This window comes from Pseudoalteromonas sp. L1, assembly GCF_021728095.1.
GTDB lineage: Bacteria > Pseudomonadota > Gammaproteobacteria > Enterobacterales > Alteromonadaceae > Pseudoalteromonas.
In genome coordinates, this window is the sequence record NZ_JAKKCT010000001.1 from 330,938 (window position 1) to 349,721 (window position 18,784).

19 protein-coding genes are annotated in these 18,784 nt (G+C 40.1%); 13 read left to right on the plus strand and 6 right to left on the minus strand.

Features of this window, described 5'->3' with window-relative positions:
- Position 1: 1 nt before the first annotated feature.
- Genes L3V38_RS01500 through L3V38_RS01520 form a run of 5 tightly spaced genes read left to right on the plus strand, consistent with a single transcriptional unit; the run spans position 2 to position 4,985 of the window.
- Positions 2-1,957, plus strand: coding sequence for a heme lyase CcmF/NrfE family subunit (locus L3V38_RS01500; RefSeq protein ID WP_062569756.1), 1,956 nt, complete (start codon positions 2-4; stop codon positions 1,955-1,957).
- Positions 1,954-2,526 (plus strand): DsbE family thiol:disulfide interchange protein, encoded by a 573-nt coding sequence (locus L3V38_RS01505; RefSeq protein WP_130150491.1) that lies wholly within the window; start codon positions 1,954-1,956, stop codon positions 2,524-2,526. Before L3V38_RS01500 ends, L3V38_RS01505 begins: the two co-directional genes overlap by 4 nt.
- Positions 2,523-2,984 (plus strand): cytochrome c-type biogenesis protein, encoded by a 462-nt coding sequence (locus tag L3V38_RS01510; protein ID WP_237118154.1) that lies wholly within the window; start codon positions 2,523-2,525, stop codon positions 2,982-2,984. Before L3V38_RS01505 ends, L3V38_RS01510 begins: the two co-directional genes overlap by 4 nt.
- A complete protein-coding gene (gene ccmI, locus L3V38_RS01515) occupies positions 2,985-4,244 on the plus strand; it encodes a c-type cytochrome biogenesis protein CcmI (RefSeq protein WP_237118155.1) in 1,260 nt (419 codons plus the stop codon).
- Positions 4,245-4,253: 9 nt separating this feature from the next.
- A complete protein-coding gene (locus tag L3V38_RS01520; RefSeq protein ID WP_130150494.1) occupies positions 4,254-4,985 on the plus strand; it encodes a VacJ family lipoprotein in 732 nt (243 codons plus the stop codon).
- Positions 4,986-5,046: 61 nt separating this feature from the next.
- Here L3V38_RS01520 and L3V38_RS01525 read toward each other — a convergent pair whose 3' ends face one another.
- Positions 5,047-6,270, minus strand: coding sequence for an HDOD domain-containing protein (locus L3V38_RS01525; protein ID WP_130150495.1), 1,224 nt, complete (start codon positions 6,268-6,270; stop codon positions 5,047-5,049).
- 375 nt (positions 6,271-6,645) lie between these two features.
- On the opposite strand from L3V38_RS01525, the gene putP reads away from it, so the two are divergent.
- Positions 6,646-8,157 carry a sodium/proline symporter PutP gene (putP, locus tag L3V38_RS01530; protein WP_130150496.1) on the plus strand — a complete coding sequence of 504 codons (1,512 nt, stop codon included), beginning with the start codon at positions 6,646-6,648 and terminating at the stop codon, positions 8,155-8,157.
- A gap of 73 nt (positions 8,158-8,230) precedes the next feature.
- Here putP and L3V38_RS01535 read toward each other — a convergent pair whose 3' ends face one another.
- On the minus strand, positions 8,231-8,536 hold the full coding sequence (locus L3V38_RS01535; protein WP_237118156.1) for a YebG family protein: 306 nt from the start codon (positions 8,534-8,536) through the stop codon (positions 8,231-8,233).
- A 249-nt stretch (positions 8,537-8,785) separates the two neighbouring features.
- Here L3V38_RS01535 and L3V38_RS01540 point away from each other — a divergent pair, with 249 nt between their 5' ends.
- The gene (locus L3V38_RS01540; RefSeq protein WP_205989525.1) at positions 8,786-9,079 is read left to right on the plus strand and encodes a helix-hairpin-helix domain-containing protein; all 294 of its coding nucleotides are present in this window, start codon (positions 8,786-8,788) and stop codon (positions 9,077-9,079) included.
- A 17-nt stretch (positions 9,080-9,096) separates the two neighbouring features.
- Here the strand turns inward: L3V38_RS01540 and L3V38_RS01545 are convergent, their stop codons facing one another.
- The 3 genes from L3V38_RS01545 to L3V38_RS01555 form a co-directional block, all read right to left on the minus strand.
- The gene (locus tag L3V38_RS01545) at positions 9,097-9,399 is read right to left on the minus strand and encodes a DUF6170 family protein (protein WP_062569764.1); all 303 of its coding nucleotides are present in this window, start codon (positions 9,397-9,399) and stop codon (positions 9,097-9,099) included.
- Entirely contained in the window at positions 9,399-9,917 is a 519-nt protein-coding gene (dsbB, locus tag L3V38_RS01550) for a disulfide bond formation protein DsbB (RefSeq protein WP_062569765.1), read from the minus strand. The genes L3V38_RS01545 and dsbB overlap by 1 nt, the downstream gene beginning before the upstream one ends.
- Positions 9,918-10,046: 129 nt before the next feature.
- Positions 10,047-11,198: a chorismate mutase gene (locus L3V38_RS01555; RefSeq protein ID WP_062569766.1), complete on the minus strand. Its 1,152-nt coding sequence runs from the start codon at positions 11,196-11,198 to the stop codon at positions 10,047-10,049.
- Between the two features lie 333 nt (positions 11,199-11,531).
- Here L3V38_RS01555 and L3V38_RS01560 point away from each other — a divergent pair, with 333 nt between their 5' ends.
- The 3 genes from L3V38_RS01560 to L3V38_RS01570 all read left to right on the plus strand — a co-directional run bounded on the left by L3V38_RS01560 (position 11,532) and on the right by L3V38_RS01570 (position 15,377).
- The gene (locus tag L3V38_RS01560) at positions 11,532-14,534 is read left to right on the plus strand and encodes an EAL domain-containing protein (RefSeq protein WP_237118157.1); all 3,003 of its coding nucleotides are present in this window, start codon (positions 11,532-11,534) and stop codon (positions 14,532-14,534) included.
- A 223-nt stretch (positions 14,535-14,757) separates the two neighbouring features.
- Positions 14,758-14,991 (plus strand): hypothetical protein, encoded by a 234-nt coding sequence (locus tag L3V38_RS01565; RefSeq protein ID WP_237118158.1) that lies wholly within the window; start codon positions 14,758-14,760, stop codon positions 14,989-14,991.
- A complete protein-coding gene (locus L3V38_RS01570) occupies positions 14,988-15,377 on the plus strand; it encodes a type II toxin-antitoxin system VapC family toxin (RefSeq protein ID WP_237118159.1) in 390 nt (129 codons plus the stop codon). Before L3V38_RS01565 ends, L3V38_RS01570 begins: the two co-directional genes overlap by 4 nt.
- Before the next feature lie 203 nt (positions 15,378-15,580).
- Here L3V38_RS01570 and L3V38_RS01575 read toward each other — a convergent pair whose 3' ends face one another.
- The gene (locus L3V38_RS01575) at positions 15,581-15,910 is read right to left on the minus strand and encodes a stress response translation initiation inhibitor YciH (protein ID WP_130150501.1); all 330 of its coding nucleotides are present in this window, start codon (positions 15,908-15,910) and stop codon (positions 15,581-15,583) included.
- Between the two features lie 141 nt (positions 15,911-16,051).
- Between L3V38_RS01575 and L3V38_RS01580 the strand changes: the two genes are divergently transcribed.
- From L3V38_RS01580 to L3V38_RS01590, 3 genes are read left to right on the plus strand one after another with little or no spacing between them, the layout of a single operon-like run.
- Positions 16,052-16,357, plus strand: a complete 306-nt coding sequence (locus L3V38_RS01580) for an STAS domain-containing protein (RefSeq protein ID WP_062569768.1) — start codon at positions 16,052-16,054, stop codon at positions 16,355-16,357.
- The gene (locus L3V38_RS01585; RefSeq protein WP_237118160.1) at positions 16,357-18,027 is read left to right on the plus strand and encodes a SpoIIE family protein phosphatase; all 1,671 of its coding nucleotides are present in this window, start codon (positions 16,357-16,359) and stop codon (positions 18,025-18,027) included. The genes L3V38_RS01580 and L3V38_RS01585 overlap by 1 nt, the downstream gene beginning before the upstream one ends.
- 46 nt (positions 18,028-18,073) lie before the next feature.
- Entirely contained in the window at positions 18,074-18,733 is a 660-nt protein-coding gene (locus L3V38_RS01590) for a GAF domain-containing protein (protein WP_237118161.1), read from the plus strand.
- The last annotated feature ends 51 nt before the right edge of the window (positions 18,734-18,784 follow it).

The window sequence follows — 18,784 nt, forward strand, 5'->3', positions numbered from 1 at the left end:
TATGATCCCAGAACTCGGTTATTTTTCTTTAACACTGGCCATGGTGCTTAGTGTTTTATTATGTATTTTTCCTATTTGGGGAGCGCACACTGGTAATTTACGCTTGATGCGTGCTGCTCCTTCGCTAGCAATTGGTCAATTTGTGTTTGTACTTTTGTCTTTTGCAGCGCTTATTTATGCCAGTTTAACCGATGATTTTACCGTTTCGTATGTCGCTTATCACTCAAGTAGTACTTTACCTTGGTACTATAAAATCACCTCAACCTGGGGGGGACATGAAGGCGCTATTTTACTTTGGCTTGTAATGCAAGCGGGTTGGACAGCGGTTGTTGCCATGCGTTCTAAGTCACTACCATGGGTTTTGCGTGCTCGTGTACTAGGTGTGCTAGGCTTTTTGGGTGTTGGCTTTATGCTTTACACCTTACTGATGTCGAGCCCATTTGAGCGCTTATTGCCTTACTTCCCCGTAGAAGGTCGTGATTTAAATCCATTATTGCAAGACCCTGGTATGATTATTCACCCGCCATTGCTTTATATGGGCTATGTGGGTCTGTCTGTGTCGTTTTCATTCGCCATCGCTGCGCTGCTAACAGGTAAACTTGATAATACTTGGGCTAAGTGGTCTCGTCCTTGGACTATGACGGCATGGGGTTTTTTAACATTAGGTATTACTATAGGTAGCTGGTGGGCTTACTCTGAGCTTGGCTGGGGTGGCTGGTGGTTCTGGGATCCCGTTGAAAACGCATCATTAATGCCATGGCTGGTGGCAACCGCGTTGTTGCACTCACTATCAACTACAGAAAAGCGTGGTGTATTTAAGTCATGGACCGTATTACTGGCTATTGCTGCATTCTCTTTAAGCTTACTCGGTACGTTTATTGTTCGTTCAGGCATTATTGTCTCTGTGCATGCGTTTGCGTCAGATCCTAACCGCGGTATGTTTATTTTAGCTTTCTTAGCTATTGTTGTCGGTGGTGGTTTATCGCTTTACGCATTACGCGTTTCACAGGTTAAAAGTGAAGGCCGTTATAAGTTTGCTTCCCGTGAAGTGGCACTTTGGTTAAATAATATTTTCTTAGTGGTCGCTACACTAATTGTTTTATTAGGTACGTTATTACCAATGATTCATAAAGAGCTTGGTTTAGGTAGTATCTCGATTGGTGAACCGTTCTTCAACAAGATGTTTGCTATCTTACTTGTGCCATTTGCTATCTTAATGGGCATCGGTCCTTTGCTTCGTTGGAAGCAAAATAAGTGGTCAATGCTACAAAATAAATTAGCTTTATCAGCCATTGTTAGTATTGTCGCAACTGCTGCGTGGTTATATTCGAGCTACGACGTAATAGCGCCTCTGACCTTTATCGCTACGGCACTTGCTGTTTGGATTTTCGTGACAACCTTAGTTGATTTAGCAGCTAAAGTGACTATTCATAAAACACTGGCTGAGGGCTTTAAGCGTTTAGGTTTAAGTTATTGGGCTATGGTACTGGGGCATGTTGGTTTAGCGTTTGTTATTGCAGGTGTTACATTAACGTCAGCTTATTCAGTTGAACGTGATGTCTCAATGAAGCCAGGTGATAAAGTGGCGCTTAATGAATATCAGTATCGTTTTGATGGCGTTAAAAGCATTCGCGGTGCTAACTATAGCGGTCACGCTGGTGTCGTTACGGTGCTTAAAAATGACAAGCAAGTAACTGTGTTACATGCTGAGAAGCGTCGTTATGACATAGGTATGCAATTTATGACGGAAGCAGCAGTCGATGCAGGTTTTACCCGTGACTTATATTTAGCACTTGGCGAGCAACTTAGCCAAGGAGCATGGTCGCTGCGTATTTACCATAAACCGTATGTCCGTTGGATGTGGCTCGGTGGTATTTTAATCTCCATTGCAGGTTTCCTTGTACTAGGTGATAAACGTTATCGTCAAAAATCAACGAAAGAGGAGGCTATGGCATGAACCGTAAGCTATTAGCATTAGCCCCTTTACTGGTGTTTGTTTTACTGTGTGTGTTCTTGTATCAGGGGTTGTTTGCCAACCCCCGTGAACTACAAACAGGGCGTATAGGTCACACAATGCCGGCTTTTAACCTTCCTGACTTGATGGATGAATCTAAGCGCTGGACTGATGCCGATTTGAAGGGCGAGGTATACCTGCTTAATGTGTGGGGCACGTGGTGCCCAACTTGTTTAGCTGAGTTAGGTTACCTAACAGAACTCAGAGAGCAAGGTGTGAAAATTATTGGCTTGTATTATGAACAAGGCTACGACCCTGACTTTGATGGGCAGTTTGATATCAACGCATTGCGCGAAGATGTAACGAGCATGCTTAATCGCGCTGGTGACCCGTATCAGTTTAATATTTTAGATTTAAAACGCACCTTGGCGCTAGATTTAGGTGTATCGGGGGCACCAGAAACGTTTCTTGTAGATAAGCAAGGAACTATTTTGCTACATCATACCGGTGATATTAACCCGCGTGTATGGCGTTCGAAGTTTGCACCTTTGATGCAGGAGTTACAGCAGTGAGATTAATTATTTTTTTAGCAAGCTTGTTAATTACTTTCAGCGCATTCGCACAGCAGGATAAGTATCAGTTTGACAATGACGAGCAAGCAGTGCGCTTCAGTGAGTTAACAAAAGAGCTACGCTGCCCAAAATGCCAAAATCAGAATATTGCCGATTCTGATGCCGTCGTCGCTAAAGATTTACGAGATAAAGTATTAGCACTTGTGAAGGATGGCAAAACCAAGGATGAAGTCATTGAATATATGATTGATCGTTATGGTTACTTTGTTCATTACGATCCGCCAGTTACACCTGCAACTTTAGTGCTTTGGGTATTGCCTGTTTTGATAGTTGTGCTTGGCTTTGGCTTTATTGTTATTCGACAACGAAAAGCCTCGGTGAAGCAAACATGGACTCATGAAGACGAAGCATTACTTGCTAAGTTAATTAAACAAAATCAACGTCAGGAGCAAAGCTAAATGGCATTAATGTGGGCTTTATTTGTTTTACTCACACTGATTGCATTGCTATTTGTTGTGGTACCCTTTTTTAAGCGCGAAAAAATTCAACGTCTTGATCACAATGCAAACTCGGAATTGATCCGTATCTACCATCAACGTTTAGAAGAGTTAAACACTGACCTTGAAAATCAGCGTATAGATGCTCAAATGCATGAAGAATCTGTTGTTGAGCAAAAGCGACGCTTGTTAAACGAATTATCGCCTGAAAAAGCGTTAAATAGTTCTGGTAATAATCGCATTATTGCCTTAACTGGCGCTGGTTTTTTAGTTGCGTTGACCGTTATTTTTTATAGCTTCACAGGCAGCCAGCAACAAATAAAAGGCTGGCACGATGCAATGGCAAACTTAAAGTCATATGGTGAACGTGCTGTAATGCAGGATAAAGAGCCATTGACTCCAAATGAGCTTCAAGCATTTGCACTTGCACTGCGTACTAAGTTAGACAGAAGCGGCGATGATGAAGTTGCCTGGATGTTGCTAGGGCGTGTGGCTATGTCGTTGAATGAATATGACATGGCTATGCAATCATTTGATAAAGTGTTGAAGATGAACCCAGATAACAAACAGGTGCTAATTAGCTATGCACAAGTTTTGTTAATTGAGGGGAGTGATGCAAATATGTCGCGTGCTGCGACAATGTTGTCGAAGGTTCTTAAATCAGAACCAACCAATGTTGATGCAATCTCATTACTGGCATTAATTGCTTATGAGCGTAAAGATTGGCTACAAGCGAAAACGGCATTTGAAGTATTACTGGCTAGTATGCAAAAGGACGATCCTCGCTATAGCATGATAGCGCAGCGAATTGCTGAAATAGATGCGAAAATGGGCAGTGAACAGATTACTGATAACACACAAGCTGAAATAGCAAACAGTGAAATAAAAGTCACCGTTGACTTAGCCAGTGAGTTAAAAACACAGCTTCCGGATGATGGCACATTATTTGTTTTTGCAAAAGCCGCGAATGGTCCGCCTATGCCATTAGCTGTTGTTAAAATGACAGAATATAGCTTTCCACTAGAGGTAACACTCAGTGACAGCAATGCCATGGTTGAAGGATTAACGCTTTCTAGCACAGATAAAATTATCTTAACTGCGCGTTTATCAAAAGATGCAACTGTGGTACCTTCTAGCGGCGAATTAGAAGGTAAGTCGGATATTTTAGAGCGTGCTGAAGTTAAAGAGTACGCATTGCTGATTAATGAATTGATACCGTAAGGACAGTTGATGTTTAAGCACAGTTTATTTTTTATTTTTTTTGCGGTGCTCGCAGGATGCGCACAAGTACCTGACGAAAAACTAGATGACCGTGATCCCCTGCAGTCATTTAACCGCCCTATGTATGACTTTAATATGGATGTATTGGATGCGTATATCCTTCGTCCTGCGGCTGTTGGTTATGTAACAGTGACGCCTGTGCCGGTTAGACGCAGTATCGTGAATTTTACAGATAATATAACTGCGCCGACCGATATGGTGAATGCTGGCTTACAAGGCAAACCGGGTAACATGAGTATTAGCCTAGCACGCTTTTTAGTTAACTCGACTGTAGGCTTGTTTGGCTTTTTTGACGTTGCGTCATCGCTTGGCTTAGAAATAGTTGATGAGGATTTTGGTCAGACTCTAGGTATATGGGGAGTCGGTGACGGTGCTTATCTTATGTTGCCAGGTATGGGGCCAACCACAGCAAGAAACCTAACCGGTGATGTAGTTGATAATGTTGTTTTACCAGAAATTGCGCTTACTACGCCACAAACTATACTCGTTTTTGCATTAAAGGCTGTAGAGGCGAGGGCATCATTAATACCACAAGAGAGTTTATTAAATGAGTCGCTAGATCCCTATATCTTTATGAAAGATATTTATTTTCAGCGCCAATTGTATGAACTACATGACGGTAATCCGCCCATCGAAGAAGAGCCTGATGATTTTGATGAAGACTTCTTAGAAAATCTTTAACAATCTATTAGAATAAAAAATGCCAGCTTTTGCTGGCATTTTTTATTCGCTATATGTTTGTTTAATCGCCAAAAACTGACATTTGTTCATTTGCCCAGTTAACAGCATCATGATAAGCATCGGGCACCTCTTCAGGGGCTAGACCAAGCTCTTGTTGAATATCTTTAGCGCCTTGCCAGTTTGCTTGCTCGTATTGCTTTACAAGCCGTAAGTAAACGGCAAGTTGCCCTTCTTCATCGAGCAGTGCGGCTTTTATATCATTACTTAATGGCAGTTTTTTCATCACGCTTGGCATATCTTCATCTAAGATAGCGTCCATTAATGACATCATGCCCGTTAAAAATGCCATGCCAGTATCACGTAGCTGACCGTGGTTAATGGCAAGTAGTTCGGTGAAGCGAGCTCGCGTTAATGACAGTCGAATTAGCTCAGCAGGTTTATCTGCGGCAACTTGTGCTGCAAACAACAGTGATAAGAAACGTTTTATCTCTTCGTTGCCTAATACAATAAGCGCTTGCTTAATGGTGCTTATTTCTGCGCGGCGCTTAAATGCCGCAGAGTTTGAGTAGCGTAGTAGCTTGTATGATAGGTTAACGTCTCGCTCGAAAACTTCAGTGATTTTTTTAAGGTTTACATCAACGCTTGATGTTTCATACAAAAGCTCTGCAAGTGCCATTTCTGAAGGGGGAAGTGTTTTACTTTGTACCATCTCTGGTTTTGAGAAGAAAAAGCCTTGAAAGTAGCTAAAGCCCATATCAACGGCAAGTTGATATTTCTCATATGTTTCAACTTTTTCCGCCAAAAGCTGGATCTGAGGGAAAGGTTTGATTGCTTCTATGACTTCTTGTATTGATTCCTTTGTACAGGTTAAAAAGTCGATTTTAATAATATCAATAAAAGGGTAAAAATGACGCCAAACAGGTTGATGAATATAATCATCAAGCGCAAGGGTGTAGCCTTTTTCTTTTAAGTCTTTGACTATAGCTAAAAGGCGTTTCCCAGGTTGGATTGTTTCAAGAATTTCTACAACAATCTGGTCTTTACCAAGCAGTAACGGGTAGCCTTTTTGCAGCGTTTCTAGGGTAAAGTTGATATAGGCAGGCTTATTATCAGTTAAATCATCAAGCCCAAAGTTGAATTGGCTGCCTTCAATGAGTCGAGAAGTCGCTTCATCACCATCAATCTCAGGAAACACGTTATCTACACCATCTCTAAAGAGAAGTTCATAGCCTACAAGTTTCTTTTCTTTGTCTAGAATTGGTTGGCGCGCAGCGTAAAAGTACATATTTGAAGCAAATCCACATCAGTTAAATCATTTTTCCCCGCAATATATTGCATTGCGTTTGAAATAGCATTAGTAAAAGAGCTGAAACGGGGAAAAGTTGTTTTATTATTTCACTTTAGATCCTAAGACTAGGATAAATCGTAATAGAATTCTATTACTTGCGTCTAAATAATAGAAAAATTGTTAGCAAAGTGTTTATTGCGTCAAAGCCGCTACCCATCGGCTAGATTGGAGTTGGAGGGTAGAAGCATGATATAGTCGTGAGTGATATCGGTTTTTACCCCAATAATGTCTTAAAATTAAATGGCTTGCGAGTCATTATTCGGATTAAAAGCCAACATTAATCAATAATTGGAGGCTAATTTGGAAACAGGAATGATAATTTCGTTAGCATTGTACTTCATCGTAATGTTGGGGATTGGGCTTTATGCTTACAAACAATCAACAGATGATGTATCGGGATACATGCTAGGTGGTCGTAATCTATCACCAAGTGTCGCTGCGCTATCAGCAGGTGCATCAGATATGAGTGGTTGGTTACTGATGGGTCTGCCAGGTGCAATGTACTTGTTTGGTTTAAGTAAGGTATGGATCGCAATAGGTTTGGTACTTGGTGCTTGGGCAAACTATTTTCTCGTCGCACCACGTTTGCGCGTGTATACAGAGAAAGCGAATGATTCAATCACCATTCCAGACTATTTTGCAAATCGCTTCGATGATAATAAAAATATTCTGCGCGTAATTTCAGCTATTGTTATTATCGTATTTTTCACATTATACACCTCATCAGGGGTTGTTGCGGGTGGCAAGTTGTTCGAAAATTCATTCAACATGAGTTACGAGATGGGCTTGTATATCACAACGGGTGTGGTTGTTCTTTACACATTATTCGGTGGTTTTTTAGCAGTTAGTTTAACTGATTTTGTGCAAGGTTGTATCATGTTCGTGTCGCTGCTTGCAGTACCGATAGCGACCTATACTATGCTTGACCAGCCGTTTATGGATACGTTAGCTAATGCTCGCTATGACTTATTATTAAGCTCACCGAAAGAATCAGAAATTCATGCACTTAATATGATGGACTGGTTTGCAGGTGGCTCAACAATTGCCATCATCTCGGCAATGGCGTGGGGACTAGGTTATTTTGGTCAGCCACATATCATTGTACGCTTTATGTCTGTTCGCTCAGTGAAAGATATGCCGACCATGCGCCGTGTGGGTATGTCGTGGATGACATTATCGGCAATTGGTGCTGTGCTAACTGGTCTGTTTGGTGCCGCTTACATGCTGGAAAACCAAATGCCAATTGATGACAAAGAAACTATTTTCTTAGTGCTGTCTGAGCTTATTTTCCACCCACTGATTGCAGGCTTCTTACTTGCTGCTATTCTTGCGGCGATTATGAGTACTATTTCGTCGCAGCTATTGGTGTGTTCAAGCTCATTGACTGAGGATTTCTATAAAATATACCTCAACCGCAGTGCGTCTCAGAAAGAACTTGTTTTAGTTGGCCGAATTAGTGTTATTTTGGTTGCGCTGTTTGCTATCTACTTAGCTTATGACCGTAATAGTTCTATTCTTGACCTAGTCAGTAATGCATGGGCAGGTTTTGGTGCTGCATTTGGCCCACTTGTGTTATTCAGCCTTTACTGGAAACGTATGAACCTTCAGGGGGCTATAGCGGGTATGGTTGTGGGTGCTGCGACAGTTCTATTTTGGATTTATGCACCAGTTACGATTGATGGGCAAAAATTAAGTGCAATTATCTATGAGATAGTGCCTGGGTTTATTCTATCAAGTATTGCGATAGTCGCTGTGAGTTTAAGTACACCAGAACCTAAAGAAGAAATTACTAAATTATTTGATGACGTTGAGGCATCACTGTAGTTTTTAATTAGACACTTTTGATTAGATACAAAAAGGGCAACATAGAGTTGCCCTTTTTATTGGATTTTTATTTTTAACCTGCTGCTTTTTCTTTTATATCTGCAACATTGTCGGTGGCTGGTTTTGCTTTTTTAGGTTTTACAGGAGCCTCTTTAGCACCTTTCAAAACAGCCATAAATTGGTCTTTTTCTTTTGCCATCTCAAGTGCAAGAGATTCAATTTGTTGCTCACTTAGTGGTACGTCAACTTTCTCAAGCATCATTTCTAGTGATTCAGCAATGTCGAGCATCTTGTCATATGCGTCAGCTTCTTTTTTAGTAGTAAACGTCATTCGCTCGACTCCGTTTCTTTCTACAACATATTTAACAACAACAGCCATGATTTCTCCTGCATTTAAGCGTGGCATTTGTAGCGTAGCAACGCCACTTTGATTACTGTTTTTATATACAGTAATCGTTTGTGGCGGAATTTGCAAGTTTGATGAGTCTATTTTTTGTGGTGATTATTTGACATTGAGGTTGGTTTTAGGTTTATTTAATGATGTCACTATTATAGAAACGGTAGGGATGCAATAAGCGTTAGGTGACAATTAACTTAACTATCCATAATGGATATCACGGAGGAAAATATGAAACTATTATCAAGTCTCTTTCTATCAATAGGCTTAACTTTATTGCCCACTTTACCTATTAGTGCAGCTGAAGATAAAGGAGCTGTGCAAGTAAAACAGCAAAAGGTGAATATAAATAAAGCCAGTGTTGAGCAACTCACTTTGCTTCCTGGCGTGGGTGAGTCAAAAGCCAAAGCGATTATAGAACACCGAACTCAGCAGGGGCCTTTTAAATCATTAGAACAACTCAAAGATGTAAAAGGGATCGGTGAAAAGGTGTTCTCGCAGCTAGAAGGAAAAATTATTCTTTAAATAAGTAAACAGGGCGGTTATTCGCCCTGTTTAAACTCTTTAATTGCTACTTGTAAATGGGGGAGCGCAAACATGTTTTCAATCGGTGTTGTTATGAGTGGATAGCTCAGGCCAGCTAGTAGCAGCCAAGGCACAAGCGACCAGCCCTGAAAATAAGCTAAACCTAAAAACAGGGGCGCTAAAAAAACAAGTTTACATACAGATAAAATGATCTTCTGTATAGGACTTAAATGCGCAAGTGCAAGGGCAATAATTTGCTGACGTTGTCTTACTTTAAACTCTTTTAAAGCAGGAATTTGACTAGAAAAAAAATACAACATTACAACGACTTTTTAATTACTAAACGACTCGCTACAACAGCGATAAAAACAAGTGAATAGGCTGCAAAAATAACTTCCATCCACGCAGGCATACTCATTGACGCAAATTGCCAATCTATGTTTCCACAATCACCTGTTGCAGCAAAGAAGCTTGGGATCCATTCGTGCAGAGGCATAAAGCTTGGAAAGTTTGGTTCAAATGCACAGCTAAATGCAAACGGGTCTGTATTGTTTTGCATCGCGATGTGTTCTTTGGCAATAAAGTAGCCCCAAATTGAAGATATCCCCCAAGTAACAAATGCGATAAGTCTACATAGGGTGCTTTGTGGGTTGATTGCGCCGACAATACCTGCACCAAGAAGGCCAAGCATAGCAAAACGTTGGTAAATACACATTATGCAGGGCTCAAGTCCCATATTGTATTGAAAGAACAGCGCTGTTATTTCAAAAACAAATGCGGTTAAAGCGAGTAAAACCCAAGGTGTTCTTTTGCTTGCTAATTCAGCTAACCAATTCATGAAAGATCCAATTTTGAAGTGTTTTCAAGATTATGCTTAGGGAGTGCCTTGGGTGCAAGTGTCTGCGGTGAATATTCGTAACAAAAAGGAGCTTGCTAGCTCCTTTTGGTGTTACGACTAGTTTTTACGTTAAACGCTGACAGCTTGTAAAGACTCGCTTTGGTAGCAGCCTAGAATACGAATATATTGGGTGTGCTCTTTCAGCTCTTCGAGTGCTTGTTTGACATGTAAATCGTCAAGGTTAGCCTCTAAATCTACATAAAAAACCTCTTCCCACGGGTTACCAGGTACAGGGCGAGATTCAAGTTTTACAAGGTTTATTTGATGATGCTTAAATACCATTAACGCATCAGCTAATGAACCAGCTTGTTGCTTGGTTGCCATGATCAAGCTTGTTTTTGTTGGTATTTGTTTAGAAACCTGTAGTGGTTTACGTGCAACAACGATAAAACGGCTATGGTTTTCACTTTGATTAGCCAGCCCTGTTTTTACAACCTCTAGACCAACATTTTTCCCTGCTTGAGCTGAGCCGATTGCTGCGCTGTTGGGCGTATCTAATGCTGATTGCAGTGCATGGAAAGTTGAATCACATGTTTCATGTTGAATATCACCGAGCCCTTGTACAAAGCGGCTACATTGGGCGAAAGGTTGTGGGTGAGCATAGATTTTATTTATGTGAGACAGTTCTGTGTCTGGCAGGGCAAGCAAACAATGCTCAACACTGTGGGTCACTTCACCCACAATAGATACTTGCGCATGTTGTAAGAGATCAAATACCTCATTAATACTACCAGAGCTAGTATTTTCAATGGGGAGTAAGCCGAAGTCAGCTTGTCCATTTTCAACGTTCCCTGTAATTTGTTCAAAGCTTGAACAGCCAATTTCTATTACTTTTCCTGGACGTCGGCTAAAGTATTTATGGCAAGCCAATTGACTATATGAACCTTGACCGCCCAAGTAAGCGACGCGGTGTGTTTCGCTCATTGCATCGGGGTTGAGGCTTTTTTGTAGCATCGCTTGCTGGTTGAGTACAGAGTCCTCAAGAATGGTTTGAAATACATTGTTAATGTAATAGGCATCTAAACCAAGCGACTTTCCGTAACCAATTAGTTTTTCGAGCAACGCTTGCTCACGTGCTTCATCGCGGATTGGTTTATTGTTGGCAATTTTATATTCAACAACGCTGTGGCTAATACGGCGTCGTTTGGCTAGTAAGACAAGTAAGTCTGAATCTATTTCATTTATATCATGTCTTAACGCATTTAATGTATCAATGCTCATATTGGTTTCCTCATTCCAAAACAGTGCACAAACAAAAAAGCCTCCCAAGTGGGAGGCTTTAGCTATTCGGTGAAATTATCTCGCAAACAGTTAAGCCTCCTCTATCTAAAGAAGCTAAAAAAAGAAAAGTAAGTGCGAGCGTTAATTTGTTTCATTCAGTTAATGTAAGAAGTGTGGTTTATAAAGTCAACTGCATATTGTACGTAATTTGCAAATCATCGGCTAAGTGAGGAAAATTCATCAATCTTCATAAAAAATTTATAAATCTAAAAATGAATCTGGTATATTTGCCTTTGGAGAACAAATAATAACAATTATTAATAAGGTAGCCTAGTGGTGTATCGACGCCCGCCATCTCGTTTTGGTGTGAATTCGTTAAGTATGAAGTTATCGCTGCTGATTTCTGCAATTTGTTTGATTGCAGGTATATGTGCAGCCGCTTTGATGCTTAAGTCAGAAGAAAAACAGCTTGTTTTTGAAGAACATGAGCTTTTAAAGCATTCGAGTGAACGCTTAAGCCGTCAATTCGACCGTTTAATAAAAACAAAAATCAATATTGCAGAGCAAGCAAACAATGTCGTTAGCAGCCAGCTGTTAAATAGTGAGTCTCATATACTCAGTAAACACAGTGCTGATATTAAGTTTGCAGTTGATGGCAGTGTTCGCAGCACCTCAGAAGATGGTTTATCTGCTGCCTTTATCCCAGAAGAAAACTATTCAGAATTTTACAAGCAATTGATCAACGACTCAGAGTCGTTATGGAAAATTGTTTCACCAACACTTATCCAAGACTTTTTTAATTTTTATCTAGTTACAAAAGATAACTTTATTCGCATTGCACCACCAAACTGGGCACTCAATGTGCCTGGCGATTTTGATTTCACAAAAGGTGAAACTTTTAATTACGCTCAGAATGTGCTCAACCCGAGCAGGGAAGCTGTGTGGTCAAAAGTGTATTACGACACTATTTGGCATAAATGGGTGGTGAGTGTACTTGTTCCCGTTTATCGAGATAATGAATTTTTTGGTGTTACAGGCAGTGATATTGCGCTCGAAACGCTATTGGCTCAACTGCCGATAGGAGATCGTGAGCAACACCTATTAGTATTCGATGCAAAAGGGCAGTTACTCGCACACCCAGATTTAGAAAAATCGATGCTAGAGCAATATGGTCGAGAAGGTAAAGTGTTACGAACAGAGGATTTTGTTAACCCTGACTTACAAAAGCTCATCGCAGAAACAATTCGCCTAAAATTACCTGAGTCAGCTAATTCATTTGTTCAAAATGACGAAACACACATTATTAATATTCGTAAAGTTGAGCATTTAAACTGGTATATCGGAATTTACAAAAAACGTTCTTCAGCATTATCTGCGTTAGAAGAGTTAAAAGTGAAGTTCTTTGGTTTGTTTATTCTATACGCTATTTTAGTGGCGCTGTTGTTGCATCAAGCATTGTATCAACTGGTACTTCGTCGTATCCACTCATTAGTAAATGCAGTCGTGAGTTTTGGCAAAGGTCAGCTACAAACTGAGTTTCCAAAAGCAAATAAAGACGAAATTGGTACACTAAATGGCTCTTTCAGAGACATGGCTATTGAAATTAGAAAGCTGATTGATGGGTTAAACCAGCGTATAAGTGAAAAAGAGATAGCAGAGAAAGCCGCAAATAGACTGTCAAAAGCAGTGGCATTCTCAGGAACCGGTGTGGTTATTACCAATCAAAACTTTGAGATTGAATATGTTAACCCCAAGATGGTTGAAATGACTGGGTTTGAAGAGCGTCATTTTATGGGGTCATCACTTTTAAGCATTATTTCGCAGGAAATGGCAATTTTAGTCGATGATATTGATGTTGATCTTCGAAGTCGTAATTATTGGCGTGGTGATACTTTACTGCAAGGACATGAACGTCAGTCAGTGTGGGTGTCGCTAAGTATTTCGCCTATTCGTGAAGACGCAGGAGAAATCACCAGCTATGTTGCCTCAGCACAAGATATATCGTTTGTAAAAGAGAGCCAGCGAAAAATGGAGCAGCTGGCATATTTTGATACGCTCACCGGCCTTGCTAATCGTACATTTTTTAGAATGCAGTTACGCAAGTCGATGGCACTTGCAGAGCGTGGTCATTATGCGTTTGCCTTATTCTATTTTGACTTAGATGAATTTAAACGTATTAACGATACACTTGGCCATGATGCGGGCGATCAATTATTAGTAGAAGTAGCAAACCGTTTGAAAAAACGTTTGCGCACCGAAGATACCATTGCTCGCCTTGGTGGTGATGAATTCGCGGTCCTATTAAGTGGTATAGAACACCAAACTCATGCTATGGAAGTGGCTAATACGATTCAAAAGACACTGAATGAGCCAATTAAACTCGGCAATAATGAAGTGATCATTAGTGGTAGTATAGGCATCACGATGGCGCCTTTTGACAGCCAAGAGGAAGATCAGCTGTTAAAGCATGCAGACCTTGCAATGTACGAAGCAAAAGCCAAAGGCAGAAACACCTATCACTTTTATAGCCAAGAGCTAAATGCCGCTGCCAATGAACGCTTATTCATCGAAAATGAGCTACGCACAGGCATTCGCGACAAGCAATTTGTTATTTATTATCAGCCACAAGTCGATAGTCGAAATCAACATGTTGTTGGTTACGAAGCGTTGATTAGATGGTTCCACCCAACTGAGGGAATGATCCCTCCAACAAAGTTTATTCCGATTGCTGAAGCAACAGGACTTATTGTTGAACTAGGGGCGTGGGTATTACAAGAAGCGTGTGAATTTGCCGCACGTTTAGAAAGAAAAAATTTAAAGAATAACATTTCAATAAATCTCTCGGCGCGCCAATTTAAAGACGCTAACCTAGTACTCACCTTAGATAAAATCATCAAACAAACTGGTGTTGAACCCAAACGCTTACATTTAGAGTTAACTGAGAGCATGTTAATGGGGCATGTTGAAGCCGCCATATTACAATTACATCAGTTAAAGGCATTGGGTGTATCAATCTCAATTGATGATTTTGGAACAGGCTACTCTTCACTCAGCTATTTGAAACGCTTCCCTGTTGATATTTTGAAAGTGGATCGCTCGTTTGTTAAAGACATACCTGATGATTCAAATGACATGGAAATTACAGCGGCGATTATTGCAATGGCACAAAAGCTTAAACTCAATGTGGTAGCAGAGGGTGTTGAGACGATTGAACAGATTGAGTTTTTACAAAACAATAACTGCTATATTGTACAAGGTTACTACTACAGCCCACCAGTTAGCGAGGCTGACTTACCTACGTTGTTTGAGCGTTTAGAACAAACAGATAAAATATAGTCGCTTATATTTATCTGTTCTTTGGTAAATTTAGTTAGGACTTCATCTGGCTGGCGGCTATGTGCGAAGAGCAGATGTTAAAATTTATTCAGGCTAAGCTATTATTCCCTATATTCATGAAAATGAGCAAGTTGTGCACTATTAAGTTGCTATACGTTTGCGTAGTGCGTTGCACTGTCGATTTAGCTATACTGTGTGAAGTATGACCTGAAGGAGATTTTGTATGTATGTTGAAATTGACGAAGATGAAGTTAAACACTTACATTTAGAAAAGTTATCCGTCGGTGAGGTCGTAATTTTACGTCAGGCCGGCAAGGAAATTGCCCAGATTGTTCCTATTGCTTCTAGTAAATCCCCTCGTGTTCCAGGTCAGTATCGAGGGCAGGTCAAAATTGAGCCAGAGTTTTATGAAGCAGATGCCGATATAGAGAGTATGTTTCATGAGGACTCACAGTGAGGAGTATCATTTTAGATACTTGTGCATTTTTGTGGTGGATAGACGACTCTGCGGAGTTGGGTGAAGCTTCAAAAGCTCTTATTGCTGACCCAAATAATAACATTTACGTTAGTGCTGCCACAGCTTGGGAAATTAGCATTAAAACGAACCTTAAAAAACTTACAGCGCCTTCGAATATTCCCTTGGTTATACAAAATCAGGGGTTTATCGAGATACCAATATTAGGTAAGCATGGTGAGCAAGCTGGTCAGCTACCTATGCACCATAAAGATCCATTTGATCGCGTGATAATTAGTCAAGCGATGGAATCTGGTTATGAAGTCATGACTTCAGACACAAAATTTTCTCTATATAAGACCATCACCGTACTTGATTCAAGAAAATAGGCCTATACAAGCATTTAGAATGATCCCCAATACTTGGCATTTCCAGTTTAAGGTAGTGTTTACGGTGAAATGGTTTAATTTTTGGTAGCGTTGCCACTGTTCGTAAATGGCGCATTTTCGACAGTCAGATTTGATTAAGTTCTATTAATGGAGTTTGACTAATCTAGTTCAAGTCTATTCAGATAAAATAAAAAGGGGCATTTTTAGCCCCCTGCAATTTTCACCTTGAACTTAAGGCCTTCAAGAATCGCTTTGAGCTTTTCTCTATCATCGCCTTGCACCTCAATAATGCCATCTTTCACCGCACCGCCTTGACCCATCTTACTTTTAATGGTCTTAGCAAGTTTTTTCAGGTCATGCTCTTGGCTATCAATACCAACCACTAACATGACACCTTTGCCTTTACGGCCTTTTGTTTGACGCTCAATTCGTAAAAAACCATCTTTAAAGATTTTACCTTGGATTGATTTTTCCTCTTTAGGCTGTTCAATGCGGCCAGTAGCGGTTGAATATACTAGATTATTATCACTCATTTTAGATCTCACTTTAAATGAAGGTTGTATGCTGTAAATCATAACAAATTTCCCTCTAAGTGTTTTAATTTTTGGCTTATTTCTCCTAAGCAGTTATATTTAGATTAGTCTTCGGAGAGATTTGATTAATAGGAGTTTATTATGAGTTTGACGCGCAGCACTTCTGCTGATGGCGCTATCTTGACCGTACAAATCAAAGGAAAATTTGATTTTAATCTGGTTCAATCTTTTCGTCAGGCTTACGCTGACCTAAATGATAATATCAATAAAGTGGTTATTGATCTTAGAGAAACAGATTATATGGATAGCTCGGCACTTGGTATGCTTCTTAATATGAAGAAAAACCTAACCGGTAAAGTGGATAATATTCAAATTAGTAATTGCCAACCACAACTAAAGAAAATCCTGCAAATCTCTCGTTTTGATAAAAAGTTTGATATTGATTGATGCTTAACATTCTAGTGGTGGATGATCTTGCTTTAAATCGTCGACTATTAACCGTTATGTTGGAGCATCAAGGTTATCAAGTTCACACAGCTGAGAATGGCCTTGTTGCGCTGCAAATACTCGAAAAGCACACTATTGATATTGTGCTCCTAGACGTTGTTATGCCTGTTATGGATGGTTTTGAAACCGCCGCTATTATCAAAGAACGTTTTAGCCAAGTTTACCTACCCATTATTTTTATCACCTCCCTTGAAAATGAAGAAAGCTTTGAGAGGTGCCTTGCTGTAGGTGGAGATGACTTTCTCCATAAACCATTTCAAGAGGTTATTCTTAACGCTAAAATTAAAGCTCACTGCCGTATAAGAAATTTAAGTCAAAAGGCACGAGAGCAAAACCTACAGCTCGAATATCACCAGAACCAAGTTGAACGTGAGCATGAAATAGTTGAGCATATCTTCAATAATGCGTTAGAAAACCAATATACATTTACGCAGCATTTAGATTTTCATTTATCTCCTGCGGCTATGTTCAATGGCGACATGTTCCTTGTTGCGCAAAGCCCAATAGGTAGCCTGTATTGTATGTTGGGTGATTTTACGGGGCATGGCCTAGCGGCTGCTGTGGGGGCATTACCGGCTTCTCGCGTGTTCTATACCATGGTTAACAAAGGTATGTCTGTTAGCGACATTGCAGCGGAAATAAACGCAGTATTAGGTAATTTATTACCTGGGCACATGTTTTGTGCGGCTACTATTATTGAGTTAAGTAACTCAGGTAAGAGTTTGTCTGCGTGGTTAGGTGGCTTACCCGATACTTACATTATTGATCAACAAGGCCATATATTACGTACATTAGAATCCCAGCACATGGCGTTAGGGATTTTAGAAGAAGATGAATTTGAGCGTGGTCTTATTCATCTCGAAGTCAACGAAACAATGCGGCTTGTTATGGCAACCGATGGCATTATAGAAACTGTTAACTTACATGGTGAGTTTTTTGGTGAGCATCGATTTATTGAAGCATTAAGTTCAAAAGAAAATATTAATAGCCAGCAGCTAATAGAGACTGTAAACCAGTTTTCTCAAGGTTATGAACAACAAGATGATTTAAGTTTAGTGCTATTAAATTGTTTACCAGCACCGGAGCCTGAGCAAGAGGCGGAGCCTTTTTCACCTTTACCTTTTAATTTTTCACTTAGTTTAAATTCAAAACAAATAAAAAGCACAGATCCCGTGCTTGAAGTTGTGGATGTGATATCTAAAGTAGCGGGTTTAAATGCACACCGTGCGAATATCTTTTTAATCCTCTCAGAGGCTTACAATAATGCGCTTGATCACGGCGTATTAGGACTCGATTCTGATATAAAGAATCAAGATGATGGCTTTTTAATTTATTATCAAGAACGTGAGCAGGCATTAGAAAAACTGACTGATGCGCTTATTATTATTGATATTCGTTATTGCCCAGATACCTTGGCTCTTTATTTTACTATTTGCGACTCTGGCAATGGTTTTGCGAATCAAAATGACGGCCAGCATAACTTGCAGCGAGAGCATGGCCGCGGGTTATCTTTACTGGGTGAAGTAGCGTCAAGCGTAGCTTTTAATGCGTCCGGAAACCAAGTTGAAATTTGTTACCAATTATCCATAAACAGTGCTAGCTCTGATTGAAAGCCCGTGTTATGCTTTCTAGCATTATAGATGTTTGGATGGCTAAATGATTTCTACATACTTATCTGTCGCTCAGCTTGATTTATCAGAGACTTTAGTGGCAGAGCAATTATCAAACCTAGAGCAGTACCTTGCACAGTCACAGTTACCTGAAGTACGTTGGCAGTACCAAATACCTGAGCTTGGCGAGGGTGGGGCATGTAGCTTATTTGGTTACTTGCAAGATGAACCGTTTAAGTTAAACGATTATGTTGATGATGATGCGATAAATACTGCAAAGTTAGCAAGGCTTCAGCAAATCATCGATTATGTTGTCCAACAAACACAAGTTGATTGGTTTGGTATTTATCAATCAACTAATACAGATGAAGGTGATCAGCTGTTAAAGCTTGTTTATCATGGTGCACCAAGTCGCCCATTGTTTCCACTCACTGAAGACTTTGCAAAAGGCAGTAACAATGTTCAAGTTGCTTTGTCTAAAAAAGGTCGTGTGATTAATAATGTTGCAGATTATTTGGCGCAAGGTGGTGAATATTATACGTGCGATCCTAAAGTAAAAGCCGAAACCTGTTTGCCAATTTTATCTAGTGAAAATACCTGTTTAGGCATTATTGATGCGGAAGCATTTAGTAATGATTTCTTTGATCAGCAAACCCTTGCTTTACTTGCAGCTTGTTGTATTAAAATTCCTCAACTATTGGTCTAATTTAACTAGTAATCAGGCTCGGTTTTTATGTTAAGCTAGTGGCAACGCTAA

What these genes read in the sequence shown, in the direction of transcription:
- L3V38_RS01505 (WP_130150491.1), top strand. Translation starts at nt 1,954, where the DNA reads ATGAACCGTAAGCTATTAGCATTAGCCCCTTTACTGGTGTTTGTTTTA.
- putP (WP_130150496.1), top strand. Translation starts at nt 6,646, where the DNA reads ATGATAATTTCGTTAGCATTGTACTTCATCGTAATGTTGGGGATTGGG.
- L3V38_RS01575 (WP_130150501.1), bottom strand. Translation starts at nt 15,910, where the DNA reads ATGAGTGATAATAATCTAGTATATTCAACCGCTACTGGCCGCATTGAA.
- L3V38_RS01545 (WP_062569764.1), bottom strand. Translation starts at nt 9,399, where the DNA reads ATGTTGTATTTTTTTTCTAGTCAAATTCCTGCTTTAAAAGAGTTTAAA.
- L3V38_RS01525 (WP_130150495.1), bottom strand. Translation starts at nt 6,270, where the DNA reads ATGTACTTTTACGCTGCGCGCCAACCAATTCTAGACAAAGAAAAGAAA.
- ccmI (WP_237118155.1), top strand. Translation starts at nt 2,985, where the DNA reads ATGGCATTAATGTGGGCTTTATTTGTTTTACTCACACTGATTGCATTG.
- L3V38_RS01580 (WP_062569768.1), top strand. Translation starts at nt 16,052, where the DNA reads ATGAGTTTGACGCGCAGCACTTCTGCTGATGGCGCTATCTTGACCGTA.
- L3V38_RS01555 (WP_062569766.1), bottom strand. Translation starts at nt 11,198, where the DNA reads ATGAGCATTGATACATTAAATGCGTTAAGACATGATATAAATGAAATA.
- dsbB (WP_062569765.1), bottom strand. Translation starts at nt 9,917, where the DNA reads ATGAATTGGTTAGCTGAATTAGCAAGCAAAAGAACACCTTGGGTTTTA.
- L3V38_RS01565 (WP_237118158.1), top strand. Translation starts at nt 14,758, where the DNA reads ATGTATGTTGAAATTGACGAAGATGAAGTTAAACACTTACATTTAGAA.
- L3V38_RS01535 (WP_237118156.1), bottom strand. Translation starts at nt 8,536, where the DNA reads ATGGCTGTTGTTGTTAAATATGTTGTAGAAAGAAACGGAGTCGAGCGA.
- L3V38_RS01585 (WP_237118160.1), top strand. Translation starts at nt 16,357, where the DNA reads ATGCTTAACATTCTAGTGGTGGATGATCTTGCTTTAAATCGTCGACTA.
- L3V38_RS01540 (WP_205989525.1), top strand. Translation starts at nt 8,786, where the DNA reads ATGAAACTATTATCAAGTCTCTTTCTATCAATAGGCTTAACTTTATTG.
- L3V38_RS01500 (WP_062569756.1), top strand. Translation starts at nt 2, where the DNA reads ATGATCCCAGAACTCGGTTATTTTTCTTTAACACTGGCCATGGTGCTT.
- L3V38_RS01590 (WP_237118161.1), top strand. Translation starts at nt 18,074, where the DNA reads ATGATTTCTACATACTTATCTGTCGCTCAGCTTGATTTATCAGAGACT.
- L3V38_RS01520 (WP_130150494.1), top strand. Translation starts at nt 4,254, where the DNA reads ATGTTTAAGCACAGTTTATTTTTTATTTTTTTTGCGGTGCTCGCAGGA.